The sequence below is a fragment of the Deltaproteobacteria bacterium genome (genome assembly GCA_016874755.1).
GTDB lineage: Bacteria > Desulfobacterota > Binatia > UBA9968 > UBA9968 > DP-20.
In genome coordinates this window covers 1-12872 of the sequence record VGTH01000079.1, presented here as the reverse complement: position 1 = coordinate 12872, position 12872 = coordinate 1, and the positions used below count along the sequence as shown (strand labels likewise).

The following is a 12872-nucleotide window of genomic DNA, read 5'->3' as shown; positions in this document are numbered from 1 at the left end:
ATACTTCGTCCCGCGCGCTACTTTTCCGACAAGCTGTGGTGCGTTCAGTTTGCGGAAGCTCTTCTCAGCCACCATGACAGTTTTCCACACCAAGCAGGTCGCGTTGACCTGCGACTTAAACCGCCGGCGCTTCGAAAGACGGCCGGCCGGGGACGCCAGACAAGCGCCTCAAAGAATAGCCTGAGAAGAATGAGACAAACAGCCTCAGGCGATTGATAATCTCATAGCGGCACTCGGCCACCTGTCGATACGTGTTAAGATAGTCGTTAAACGCCTGTCCCGACCAAAGTCCATCGGGCACGCAGAAAGCCCGGTCCAGATGGTGCGCCTCGATGTAGGCATCGCGGCTCTCGACAAGCTGGCGAATCCGCGCACAAACGGCTTGAGCGGTTGCGAACTGCGCCGCCGAAAGACCGCGGTTGTCGCGTAGCAGCGCTTTGCCGTTGATCCGATACATCGCCTATCGCACGCAGAGTTGATCGAAGATTTTTATCGTCTCGGCGGCGGTTTTCTCCCAGCTGAAATCCTTCGCCCGGCGCGAACCACGGGCGATATGTTCGTCGCGCAATTCTTCTCTGGCAGCCATCTCGACGATCGCCGCAGCCATGCTCTGGGTATCCTCGGCATCCACGTAAACGGCGGCGTCGCCGCAAACTTCCGGCAAAGCGCCGGCCTTTGACACGATCACCGGGCAGCCGCACGCCATCGCCTCCAAAGGCGGCAGGCCGAAACCTTCGTAGCGCGACGGGAATACCAGCATCTTTGCTGCCTGATAAAAATAGCGCAGATCCGCCTCGATATGACCAAGCGCGGTGATGCCTGCGCTTTCGCTCAGCCCATGGGCCGGCGTCCCGCCCACCAACACCAGCTGAGCGCTGATACGATTGCGGATCGCTCGATAGGCCTCGATCAGTCCGGCGAAATTCTTCACCGGCTTGAACGAGCCGACGCCGAGAATGAATTCACCTCTAATACCGTAGCGCTGTTTTAGGATCTCCTGCGCCGCCCCCTTGCTGTCGAGGTTGAAGACGCTGTGGTCGAGGCCGCCGGCGATGACGTGAATCTTCTCCGGCGCCACCCAGGGGTACTCGTTCAGAATACTTTTTTTTTCGGCGGCAGAAACGGCCACGACCGCGTCGGCGTTTTTCAGCGAGCGCGGCACCAACCATGAGTAATAGCGACAAAAGCTCGTGGAATAGGACTCCGGCGAGAAGCGATAGGCGATCCCATGCACCGTGAGCACCAGCCTTGCCGCTGCTGGTTTTAGTAGCGGCGCAATATTCGCCGGACAGAAAAGGACGTCGTAGCCACCCGCAGCGCAGCGCTGCGGCAGAGAAAAATGCAGCCAAAGGTGCTGGCTCAACATCCCTTGAGAGAGCGGACGGGCGATCTCGAACCGGTGCATCGAACCAGCCAGCGGCAACCGCCGGCTCACCTCGGCGACGTAGCGCTCGACGCCGCTCGTCTGGGCGTGCGCGAGAACCCTGCCTTCGACCAAGATACGGGCCATGAGTCTGGTTGCAGCGGCGATCCGGTTGCCGGAGATGAAGATAAGCGTTCGCTAGTCGATCACGTGTCGCGCTTGCCGGAGGAAAAGAACTGCTTGAAGAACCGCCCCACCCGCCGGTCGGCGCCGGAGGGGGACGCTTTTGCAGCCCGTGACTCGATATGTCGTTTGAGCATCTTCGCTTGATTCCAGCGCTCGTCTTCGAGGCTGATAAACCGCTTATCGTCTTCGCCCTCGCTGTTTTTCACATAGGTTGCATCCAGCGCCGCCTTGCCGGTCTCGTGGTGCATATGCTCGAAGATCACGTCGTCGTGGTAAACGATGCGCTGTGGACCCAGCTTGGCAAGTTTCTTGAATAAGTCATAGATATGTAGATCGATGTAAGTCCTGCGGTAGCTGCGCGGGCAAATGCCATCCAAGAGCTCGCAGCACACCCGTGATAAGACAGGCATCGTCGGCAGCGCTTGCCGTTGATAGAGATCGTTTCCGTAAACCAACGCAATCTCGTCGCCGAACTGCTGAAAACTCGCCACCAGGTGCCGGTCCCAACCCGGGGTGCGAAATACCACGTCGTCGTTCATGAGCATGACAAAGCGGCCGCGGCTCGCTTCGTAGCAGGCCTGATTCATCCGGCCCATGGTCTGCTGCGCCGGCTTGATCAAGCGAACGATCGGCAACCCGTCATGGGACAGGTCCTGCGTCGGCGCATCGTCTTCGTCGATATAGAGCACGAGCTCCAGGCGATCGATAGCAGCGGTGGTCACCGCCACACTGTTGAACAATCGGCGCAGCAGCTCGGGCCGGCCGCGCGTTGGCAACAGCAAGGAAATATCGACGGGGCTTTCCATTACTGCAGGTTGACAATTCGTTCGAGCGCCACGCCGTGGCGCTGCAGCCGCTCGATCTTTTCTTCGATGCCGACAATCGCCGCAACGATGATCTTGCCGGAGTCTTTAGCGGAATCGCGAACCGGGCGCACTCGTAAACCCGCGAACTCCCGCTCGCTGTAGTCGTCATAAATGGAACGGATCGTCACCGGTGATTCCTTGCTCAGCTTTAACAGTAGCTCTGCGACGTCACCGGTGCCGTACAACGACACCTCAGTCGTGCCCTGGGAAGCGAGATCGTTGAAGATCCGCTGCGACTGCTCGGCGATATAGACGTTGTGGCGAAAACTATTGCGCACAAAACGCGCCGCGTTCACGGCTTTTTTCAAAGCCATGCTCGGCGTCTTCACTTGCCGCGGCACCCGGGTCAACTTGATCCACAACTGCCGGGCCACCATTTTGGCCAGAGTCGCCGAGACGGCGCCGCTGCTATTGACTGGCGACAGCGGGCGCTTCTTAAGCTTCTTGACCTCGGTTTCAGACCAGCCCTTGAGCCGGTCGCTGTCGATCAGCTCCTCTTGCAGCGCCGCCGGATCGGTGGGCGCACCGGCCGATCGTAATCTGCCGATGGCCGGGTTCTCGCACAGCGGTTCGATGCGTCCGCTGCTGCGCGCGCTTAACGCCGTCGTCGACATGTTTTTTCCATCGTGCGGCCCCAAATAATTTTTCTCACCGCCGGCGCCCGGATGCCACGCGTGATAGAGAAACTCCGACGGGTGCCAGACCTCTTTGCGGCCAAAGTTGATGAGCCGAAACGTCATGTCGTAGGGACCGCAGATGTGCCCCAAATAATCGATATGTTCGTCGGCGCCGCCGATGGCGATCAGGTCAGCACGGCGCGCCGCCATGCAGGCGCCGTAGTTGCGCGCGTGCAGAGGGTCGTCGCGGTCCAACAGCCCAGCGGTCGTGCCGCCGGCGTTGTTGATACAGCCCTCGCCTACGATCGTCTCGACGCTTGGGTAGTTGAACGGATACAGATCGCGGCGTTCGTTGCGAAACTGGTCGATGTGCAAAACGATGCCCGGCTCGCACTCGAACTCATTTAAGATGCTCTCAACGAAGGTCTCTTTCGCAATGGCGTCGGAGTCGCAAATCACCACGATCTCGCCCCGGCTCATGACGATGCCCGCGTTGTACATCAGGTGTTTGTGGAAATAAGTATCGCGCGGGATTTCAAGGGCGACCCACCGGTCGACCGGCGGTGTTGCGTCGCCGGTGCGAAACCGGGTTTCGATCGCAGTTGCTTTTCGATCGTAGTACTCCAGCCAGAGGATTTCGAACTGGTGGCGCGGCAGGGTTTGCTTCTCAAGGTAGTCGAGAACGTGAAAACTCTCACGGCAGGACCAGTCGAGGAGCACGAGGCTGACCTTCGGCGCTGGCGTCAAATTATTGGAGTAGAATATCTGCACCGCTGGAGCGCTCCATGCGGACCATAAGGTTGCGACGGTTAGCGGTCGTAAGGCGAGTCCTTCGCATCGCTCGCCTCACGAGAGAAGAACCGAACGATTCGCTTGAACCAAAAACGAAAAAAGATTCCACCCGCGACCGCCGCTGCAATCAAGATCTGCAGCAATGATTGACCTGCGCTCGGGTCAATGTACGCATAGGCCAACGACGGACAGCCGAGAGAAATCATTCCGACACCTAGAATGCCAAACTTTACTACCACGCGACAACTCCTTTACGAACTTTTCATTTGTGCTTCATGCACGATCAGTTTGGGCGACGCGGCTGCGCCGCTAAGCCTGAGAGAGACGTAATCCAAATCGAGAGCGGGCGGCAGCGGGCAATCCAACAGCCGCTGTGATTTTTCCGGCTTGATGTCGAATTGACAAAAAGAGCGCTCGACGAAGCCGATATTGAGTCGGATTGGGGTCGGCCCGGCAACGGAAACTTGCAGCGTGAGCTGTTTCGGTCCCGCTAAGCTGCCGCCGAAATAGAGGCGCGCCTCTCTGCCGACCACCGCCATCGCTAAACCGCCCTGGTCCAAAGGCACAGACTGCCAGCCGGCGACGCTTCGGTAGCGCGCGCTCCCCGCAGCCGCCAGATCCAAGCGCAACCACGGTTTTGTTTGCCGACGATTTACATGCCGGCGAAACGTCGGCTGCCAGGAGCTGCGATCTTGGGCGTGGCCGACAACGCGGAACTCTTCGACGTCGGGAAAATTGCCACTGTCGATCGACCAGCTCTCTGGCGACCAGTTATAATAGTAAAACCGCCGCTCGCGATCGCCTGCCGGCGGTTGGCGAACGATATCGACGCACGCTTCATCCGACTGGGAAGGCAGCCCGATCTGACCCAGGATGATCTTCGGGATATCGCAAAGCGTTGCCGGTTCCATGCGCTCCTGAAACGATCCAAACGCGGACATAGGCTTCACTGCCAACACGGGAGTTCCCGCCGTTAGAACCGCATCTGGAATATAGGCATTGTGCCCATGGGAACTTTGCTGGGCAAACCATTCGCGCCGGTTGCCGAAGCTATCGCCGTGGTCCGCCGCCACTATGATAACGCTGCTGTCGTAAATGCCCAGGGCCTTGAGTTTATTCATAATTACGGCGAGACGATCGAAATAGCAAACACTCTGGGCGACCACGGCCTGGCGAGTTTCAGAGGTCGGCAAACTCGCTACGAGGGACCGCCAGCCTTCGTGGTTGTCAGGAAAAGGCGAGCGGTCGTGCGGCGCGCAATCGGCACCGAGCTGAATCGGCAAATGGACGCCCATGAAGTGAAGCCAAAAGAACCGAGGCTTTGCCTGTGAATCGACCGCCAGCTCGCGCGACAACGCGGCCATCGCGTCGGCGTCGATTCGGTACGGCGCCGCTGCGCCGCGCATCTTCTCCTCCCGGTTCGCTCCAAAACCGCCAAGTAACCAACGCTGCTGATTGTAGATCACCGCTTTGAGCGGCTGCGGCAGCGCCCGGAACAACCCGAGATTGAGCAAGAACAAGAAATCATCATAGCCACGATCCTGGCTGCACTTGGGCGCCGCGACGGTGTTGGGTCCGACGGAACCATCCTGACATATCTCATAACCCTTGTCGGCGAGCTGCCTAAGCAAATAATTTGGCGCATCCATGCTCAAGTAGCGCTTGCGCCAGTCGAGATAGTTGTTGGGATCGATCAAGTGGCCTGCGCCAAGCAGCACGGGTGCACTGCCCACCGTGGTCGTGCCGGCGCCCACCGTGTTGGGATAGAGGCTAAATCCCGTCATGGCCCGCTGGAGGTCGGGACGGAGGGCAAGCGCTTCGCGCGCAACGTCGGTCTGCATCGTGTCCAAAATCACGACGAAAACATTGCCGCGCGGCGCCACCGCCAAAGGTCGTGGTGGCGGCGGCGGTTGGCGATACCAGACCAGCCCGCCTTTTTCGGCATCGAACAACAGCACCACCTGCCCGGCAATCATTACCGTCAATAGCAACGCCGCCGCGAGCATGATTCGCGGGCTCAACCAACGACGGAAACCGTATGCGCAGGCGAAAACCAAGAGCCACACCGCGACGTCGCCGATTCCGCGCTGCCAGTGGCTGGCAAAATTGATCGGCAAACCGGCCAACACACCGTAATCCCAGTTGAGCAGATTTACGTCCAGCCAAATTGCTAAGCTGGCGCCCAGCACCATCACCGTCGACAGAGCGGAACGGCACAGGAACAGAACCGCGCCGAGCCCAAGCCAGCAACCAGCCGCGTAGGGCGCAATGCCGCGCGCAAAGGCCGCCACGGTCACCCCTTTGAAGTGCTCCGGATTGTTGGCCAGCACCATCCAGGGCGCGTAGGCGAGCAGGCTCCAGACCAAGCAGAAAGCTGCGGCCAACGCTCCGCCCAAAAGATGCATGTCAGCGCGCCGAAGCTTCATGTGAGTCCTTGAACAGCAGGCGCAGCACGCGGTGACGCAGTGCGGGATGCATGAAATGGTACGTGGTCCCCAACGCTGGATCCTGCGGCACCGCCGTGGGCCAGGCGCCACCGGCTGGACGCGAGCGCAGGTGATCGATCAACGTTTTGGCTCTGAGATACGGGTCATAGAAAGAAAAGAGGGCGCGGTGGAGCATGGCTTCGTCGACGGTCGTGCGCCGCGGGAAAGCAAACGTCAGCGGCGCAAACTCGCGCGCCGCCAACACTGGACCGAGGTCGATGCCGGCTGTCATGTGAAAGCAGGAGGCTCCCAAGCGCTGACGCACGAGCAGCGACCAAAGTAGCCCGTCAGCGCCGCGCACATGGGGCAAGAAACCCGGATGTACGTGGAGAAATGGCCGCACCGGGTCGTTGAGCAGAGCCGGTGGCACGATACCGCCACCGGAGTAGAGAATCTCGCCTGGAGGCAGTGCACTCAACCGTTGCGACAACGCGCGATCCTTCAAACTTTCAACCGCAATACATTCAACGTTGGCTGCGTCGCTGGCCAGCTCTGGGCCGTCGAGTGCCTCGCCGAAGACTTCCTGCGGTAGCCCGAAGGCGGCCCCGACTTTCTCGACCATTTCGCGGTAAAGATCGCTTTCATAGCGGCGTAGCCAGCGCGGCCAATGTAAACCCTGATCCACCGCGCGGCGCAACCGATGGGCATCCACCAACAGGCGCGGCAGCCAAGTTTTTTGGCGCGCTGTTTTTCGGCGACGAGGCAGCGCAATGATACGTTCGGGGCGATAGCCTGCGTATCTCAGGACCGCCAAATAGGCGCGCGCGATAGGTCCTTCATAAACCAACACGGTCAAGGGCAGCGTGGTCATGGCGCAATGCGCTCCAGCAGCTCCTGGCAGCGCACTCTTAGCTCCCGTGAAAATTTCTTCACGCCATTGGCTTCCATGCAATCGAGGGCGCGCAGTGCGGCGCTGAGAAACTTGCATTGGACACCTGCTGGTTCGGCAGCGATCAGGAACACCAAAACCAGCGCCGGCCAGGCGTCAGAATCCAGGGGAGTCGGTGCCGCTGGAACACGCCAAGCCTCGTCATACGTCGAGTGGACGCGCTTGGTGACCTCAACTTGGTGCGCCAGCTGATGCAACGCCGCCCAATCGGCCTTGCGCCACTTCCCCACCTGTCGCGTCAACAGCGCGATCAAGATTCGTTCCACCGCACCGCGCTCAGCAACCAACAGCTCGATAACACGCTTGTCCAAGGAACGATCGCTCGCTGCACCTCCGCTGCCGCGGTGTGCTCTGGCCACAAGGCCCAACTTGCCAGCAATGAATTCAGCGCCCGCCACTCCGCTGGTGCCGGCGTTAAATATCCACTGCCGGCGCTGTGCCGCCAACCGTTCACGCCAGCGCTCAGCATGACCCAACAACCGCTCCACGGCCGCCACGACCGCCGTTGGTGCGTCCGCCGGCACAACTTCACCGACCTCAGTCCTGAGAAAAACTTCCAGCGGTTCGCAGTCAAGGCTTGCGTAGTGCGGATTGTTCACTTTGCGCGGCACGTCGACAAACAACACCGGCCGCAACAAACCAAAGGCAAATTCAAACGCGGCGCCCGACCAATCGCTGATCATGATGTCGGCGTCGCGGTAGATCTCATGACTGGCAACGCCAAGGTCCAAGGCGAAATTGTCGTCAGCCCCAAAACGGGCTGTGAGTTCGTCGACGAGTGCGCGCTGGGTTTGCAGCGTGCGTGGATGGGGCCGTAAAACCACCCGCATACCGGCCTGCAGCAATGCGCTGCAAACCGCCGCGCCGCAACTTTGGATGAGTCCCGCTTGCCCCCACGACGGCGCCACCAGTACCGTTGGCTGGTCGGGTACTGGGGTACGCCGTTCCTCGGCGGACGCCATCAGCGCATCGATCGGCCCATAGCCATGGGGCACCAACTGCTTCGCTCTAAGATTGTGTTGCGCCTCCCAAGCGCGGCTCTCCGTCACATGATGCGGCCCAACGCAAAGAATTGAATCGTAGTTGTCGAAGGCGCCGGGCCGGTAGGCCATGTGGGTGCTGACCAGCGAGTGGTGCAAGTAAGCGTAATGGCCCACCGCTGGCGAGCGTTTGAGATGAAACCGATTCAGATCGGGTGTCGACATAAGCACCAGGTCAGCTGCCAACGTCTGAAACCACGCTGTGCGCGCCGTGCCATGACCGATACAGAACGAGCGCCGCGGCGGCTGCGCGCCGAGCAACGGGTCGCCGCTATCGGAGGTCACAAACAGATAGTCGAACCGATAACGGTCGGTGAGGGCCGCCAATATGGGCGCGAAAAAAACGTCATACTCGCGCCCCTCACAATACACGACGAGCCGGCGCTCGCGGCGCGACAGTTTGCGCAGGCGGTGAAAATCACGCCAGGGATCCAGCCAGTTGAACATCGCTATGCCAGGCGGCACAAGCGCGCGAGCTGGCCGTCGCGCTGCAGTTGGTGATAGATCGCCAGATCTTGCACGGTGTCGACTTCCAACCAACCGCCATCGATCGGCACGGCGTGAACCGGCCAATCGTCATCGATCAAGCGCTGCAAAAAATCGGTTAGATACATCGTCCTAGCGGCCTGGCTTGCGCCTGTGCCATCGAGCAGCGTGTCGTAGATTGCCGGCAGGCGCGCTGCGTAGTCGGCGCGAAACTTCATCAAACCGATGTATTGGCCCTCAATATCGGCATAACCGTGTGGCTTCTTACCCAGCTCAACAATTCGGCCATCGGAGGCGAGTTTCAGCGTTTCCGCATCCTGGAGGCAATCTTCCATGCGCGCCTCCCAGAGCGCGCGCCATTGGCGGTCGACAATCACCGCCACCGGCGCATCGCTGCCGCAGAGGGCCGCCAGCACTCTTTGCTCGAAAACGATGTCGCCGTAGCTGACAATCACATCCCCTGCGCCAGACATCATCGCACGCGCGCAAAATAAGCTCGCGACCATGTTCGTGGTGGCAAAGTCCGGGTTCATGATCGTGCGCGCGCCGCAGGCGGCCAGTTGATCGACACGGTAGCCACCGACAATTGTCAGGTCGGTAACACCGAGAGCACGAAACACCGCCAGCTGCCGGTCGATCAAAGACCGGCCCGCCAATTCCACCAAGCACTTCGGACGATCGTCGGTGAGCGGCCGCAGCCGAGTGCCCTGACCAGCCGCGAGGATAACGGCACTCAACATCGTCATGCCGTCCCAAAAATTTCTCTTATCAGCGCAACGTCCATGGCCTCAGCTGGCTCTTCCCGCTCGGGGTGCCACATCAGGCCATGGAACGGCGCGCTCTGGTGGCGCATCGCCTCGATCGAGCCATCGTCACAAAATCCAGTGGCAATCAGACCCGCACCCAGGTCTCCCGCTTCGATACCAAAATTATGAAAGCTATTGACGTTGCGCACCTGGGCACCCCTGGTCACGCGGTGGCGACTGGCCACATGGCCGGCCAGTGGCGACAAACGGCCTTTGAAAAATACGTTTATGATCTGCATGCCGCGGCAAACACCCAGAACTGGAATCTGCCGATCTCTACAATAGGCGAGCACGCCGTACTCAAAGCGGTCGCGAGTCGGCAGCTCAGCTAGGCTGGCATGCGCGACGTCGTTGCCACCGGTGATGATGATGCCGTCCAATGCCAAAGCACCGAGATAAACCGCGGTATTTTGAATTTGGTTGCATAACGGTACCGGCACGAAACCTAAACTTTCGAGCAACCCTGCCCAACGCTGATCGAGCGCATCCCGCGTCTCGCAGCGTTCGGGGAACTCATCAACTCGCTGTGTCAAACCCAGCCGGCGATTCACCCAACAACCTCGATGTGCCGAGTTAGACAATCGATGCGCAGCATGCGGCCGCCGCGACAACGGTTGAAGATCGCCTCTCCCACGCCCAATACGGCGGGGATTCCCAGCTCGGCAGCGCGAATCGCCATATGTGAGTTGACACCCCCATAAAGCGTGACCAATCCGGTGATTCCCATGCCGTATAGCCAGTCATAGCCCGGATCGCCGCTCACAAGGAGCGCGATCTTCCCAGCGACACTGCTATCTTGCCAGCCGTTAGCGGCGAGTTCCACCGCCGGCGCTAACACCTGCCCGCGACCGACAAAGTTAGGCAGCGTAGGAGCGTAAACAGATGAGAGCAGCTGTGCCTCGCGCGCGATCAGCGGCGGCAGCTCAATCGCTTGGGCGGTCTCGTGCAACTTCTCTCCCTCAGCGGCCCGCTTCGTCAACCAAGAATGCGGATCACTTGGGCTATCGCTATTGTGCCAATCAATGAAATATTTGAGATCGATCTGCGCCGTTTGCCTGCGCAACAAGCCGTAGTTGGTGCCGACCTCGGCAAGATCCGCCAATGCACGGCTCAGGTTTCGGGTAAACGCGAATTTGGCCGCTTCGCGTCCCTCGATCGCGCTGCGCAGGAACGTAACGAAGCTTTCGACATCGTCGGGCAAAGCCAAGTCGCGTAAGACCACGCCGAAAGCGTCGAGCACCGCAGGTGAAAATTCAAAGCGGGTGTCGTTAAATAGCTCCGCCCTCGCGCTTTTAACCATTGGATCTAGATACACTCCCGGCGCTTCACCGTAAGAGGGCACCGCAAGATCGTAGGTTCCTGGCCGCAGATGGCCGTAGGTATTAACGAAACCATCCCACGACAGGTTACCCAAGCGCACACGCGCGGCATCGCGACTCATTTGTTTCGCTCCACTCTTAAGCGAACCGATGAATCCCTCCATTTCTTGCGGAGTAATCACATTGCGGGCTACCGAGCTGCGCAGAAATCCCACCGCGATAAATGCCGCGCGCGCCAATTGAGCGAACGCCGGCGTGCCCCAACGGCGGCAGTCCTGCAAAAGTTGAATGGCGCGGGCGAGCGACGACGGGCGGCCCGAAGTTAACCGATCAAAGCGCGCTTCCAATTCCGCGAGCCGGCGTCTTTGGGCGCCGATCTGGCTCATGGCAAACTCGGTCACACCCAACAAGCCGGCGCGCAAAGCCGCTACGTCATCGGCACCGAATCCCGCTTCGAGTAGAGTTTCGCTGCGTTGGGGGATATCGAAACTTAGCGCCGTCAATGCCACCTCGAACTCCACTTTGTCGTGGAATTCTGGCCGTTCTTCTAACTTCGTCAAATAGAATTCTACTAAGCGATTGGCCAACTCGTCAGCCACCGTGTCCGGAATGAAAGAAGAGAAGCTAGCCCGCAAATCGATGTAAGGATGGCCGCAGAACTCGACCATCAACGGATTCGGGCGTATGTCGCGATATCCCATCGCGGCACGCTCGGCGGCGCACATGTCGTCGGTAATAAGATAACGGTACAGTGACAAAGCCAGTCGGCGCGGGGTTCTACCGATCATTTCAGCGGGATTCCAGTCCGACATGACGCCGAAGATCGTGCGCGATCCGCAAACGGCGGGATGGGCTTTTTGACGCCCACGAAAGTCGCTTTGCGCCGCCGCAAGACAGCGGCGCGCTTCCTCATACAACAGCGGCTGCTCGACCTTGACAGTCATCGCGCGCACCTGTAGCAGATGCACAACTCCCTGACGATCGACCGCAAATTCGATATCTAAGGCATCGCTACCAACTAGGCCCTCTAATTCTCGGATGGCCCGAAGAACGCGGTAAATGGACGGATGGGCTTCGCCAGGGACTTCCGCGGCAAGCCGATGTATGACGCAGAACTTCGGCTGGGTTGCTGTGCCCCCAGTCACGGTATCCGTGCGACCACTTTGGTCATCATAGCTAATCACATAATACGGCGCGCCGGCGTTAAATGAGCGGGTAAATGCGACCCCTGCCAGCACCACGTCATGCACCACCGCCTGGATTAACACCTGATCGTTCGGGCTACGTTCGTCAAATGAGTCGATAACCGCGTCAATCGCTGCACCCAGCTTCGCCTCGTCGTCAACATCGACATCGATCACACTCAAAAAACGCCCGGCATTGGAACCGCCCACACGGTCTTCGACCTGGCAGCTGCTGCGTACCGCGACGCGCTCGCCGCCCAGGGACTCTCGTATGGAGTGAGTCAAGCGTTGGCGTTGCTGACGCCACACGGTCGCTTCAAAATAGATCGGCGTACCGATGACGGAATGGGTCACTAGCGGCTGAAGACGCGCGAGGGTTTCCGCCTTCGTGCCAAGTGCGATAGGGGTTTTCTCCGGTGATCGAGAGGTTTCAATGTTAAGCGTATCGTTCATCAGTACATCAGCCGCGCAGTGCGGCAAACAAACCATCAGCCTGCCACGACAAACCGCCCTCAGCGGCGATGGTGACGATATCTATGATTCAGAGAAACGTAGGGCGGGAATCACTGCGAGCAGCAGAACCCATGGCCCGGAAATTGCTCTATAGACTTAAATCCCTCCTGGATTAATATCCAATCGACTTGTCGCAGCCAGCGCTCTGAAAGTGATCCTATCTTATCGTTGCGGCCTTTGTCTAGCTCAGGGGCGAGTCCATAACTCCGCTCTAAGGTTCCGCACCGACGGTCAACGGCACATACGTAGACGCGGATGCTGGGCGGCAGTTTGGGGCGGTATAATCGAGCGGGTGACCCGGCGACTGGTCAGCGCCGCTGTTCGT

General features: G+C 59.5%; 10 protein-coding genes. All 10 read right to left on the bottom strand.

Going from position 1 to position 12872, the window contains the following annotated elements; genetic code table 11:
- Nucleotides 1–115: 115 nt before the first annotated feature.
- Nucleotides 116–457, bottom strand: a complete 342-nt coding sequence (locus tag FJ145_26030) for a hypothetical protein (GenBank protein MBM4264870.1) — start codon at nucleotides 455–457, stop codon at nucleotides 116–118.
- A gap of 3 nt (nucleotides 458–460) precedes the next feature.
- Nucleotides 461–1510: a glycosyltransferase family 4 protein gene (locus tag FJ145_26025; GenBank protein MBM4264869.1), complete on the bottom strand. Its 1050-nt coding sequence runs from the start codon at nucleotides 1508–1510 to the stop codon at nucleotides 461–463.
- 59 nt (nucleotides 1511–1569) lie between these two features.
- The gene (locus FJ145_26020) at nucleotides 1570–2355 is read right to left on the bottom strand and encodes a hypothetical protein (GenBank protein MBM4264868.1); all 786 of its coding nucleotides are present in this window, start codon (nucleotides 2353–2355) and stop codon (nucleotides 1570–1572) included.
- A complete protein-coding gene (locus FJ145_26015) occupies nucleotides 2355–3803 on the bottom strand; it encodes a hypothetical protein (protein MBM4264867.1) in 1449 nt (482 codons plus the stop codon). Before FJ145_26015 ends, FJ145_26020 begins: the two co-directional genes overlap by 1 nt.
- A gap of 272 nt (nucleotides 3804–4075) precedes the next feature.
- Nucleotides 4076–6250, bottom strand: a complete 2175-nt coding sequence (locus FJ145_26010) for a hypothetical protein (GenBank protein MBM4264866.1) — start codon at nucleotides 6248–6250, stop codon at nucleotides 4076–4078.
- On the bottom strand, nucleotides 6231–7238 hold the full coding sequence (locus FJ145_26005; protein ID MBM4264865.1) for a hypothetical protein: 1008 nt from the start codon (nucleotides 7236–7238) through the stop codon (nucleotides 6231–6233). The genes FJ145_26010 and FJ145_26005 overlap by 20 nt, the downstream gene beginning before the upstream one ends.
- Complete coding sequence (locus FJ145_26000) at nucleotides 7118–8686, bottom strand: hypothetical protein (protein MBM4264864.1); 1569 nt, start codon at nucleotides 8684–8686, stop codon at nucleotides 7118–7120. Before FJ145_26000 ends, FJ145_26005 begins: the two co-directional genes overlap by 121 nt.
- Before the next feature lie 2 nt (nucleotides 8687–8688).
- Nucleotides 8689–9462 carry a phosphocholine cytidylyltransferase family protein gene (locus FJ145_25995; protein ID MBM4264863.1) on the bottom strand — a complete coding sequence of 258 codons (774 nt, stop codon included), beginning with the start codon at nucleotides 9460–9462 and terminating at the stop codon, nucleotides 8689–8691.
- Between the two features lie 5 nt (nucleotides 9463–9467).
- Entirely contained in the window at nucleotides 9468–10172 is a 705-nt protein-coding gene (locus tag FJ145_25990) for a glutamine amidotransferase (protein MBM4264862.1), read from the bottom strand.
- The gene (locus FJ145_25985) at nucleotides 10079–12523 is read right to left on the bottom strand and encodes a hypothetical protein (protein MBM4264861.1); all 2445 of its coding nucleotides are present in this window, start codon (nucleotides 12521–12523) and stop codon (nucleotides 10079–10081) included. Before FJ145_25985 ends, FJ145_25990 begins: the two co-directional genes overlap by 94 nt.
- Nucleotides 12524–12872 lie beyond the last annotated feature (349 nt).

Bases quoted from the DNA above. Each gene is read 5' to 3' on its own strand.
- FJ145_26030 (MBM4264870.1), bottom strand. From the start codon at position 457: ATGTATCGGATCAACGGCAAAGCGCTGCTACGCGACAACCGCGGTCTT.
- FJ145_26025 (MBM4264869.1), bottom strand. From the start codon at position 1,510: ATGGCCCGTATCTTGGTCGAAGGCAGGGTTCTCGCGCACGCCCAGACG.
- FJ145_26020 (MBM4264868.1), bottom strand. From the start codon at position 2,355: ATGGAAAGCCCCGTCGATATTTCCTTGCTGTTGCCAACGCGCGGCCGG.
- FJ145_26010 (MBM4264866.1), bottom strand. From the start codon at position 6,250: ATGAAGCTTCGGCGCGCTGACATGCATCTTTTGGGCGGAGCGTTGGCC.
- FJ145_26005 (MBM4264865.1), bottom strand. From the start codon at position 7,238: ATGCAAGTTTCTCAGCGCCGCACTGCGCGCCCTCGATTGCATGGAAGC.
- FJ145_26000 (MBM4264864.1), bottom strand. From the start codon at position 8,686: ATGTTCAACTGGCTGGATCCCTGGCGTGATTTTCACCGCCTGCGCAAA.
- FJ145_25985 (MBM4264861.1), bottom strand. From the start codon at position 12,523: ATGGTTTGTTTGCCGCACTGCGCGGCTGATGTACTGATGAACGATACG.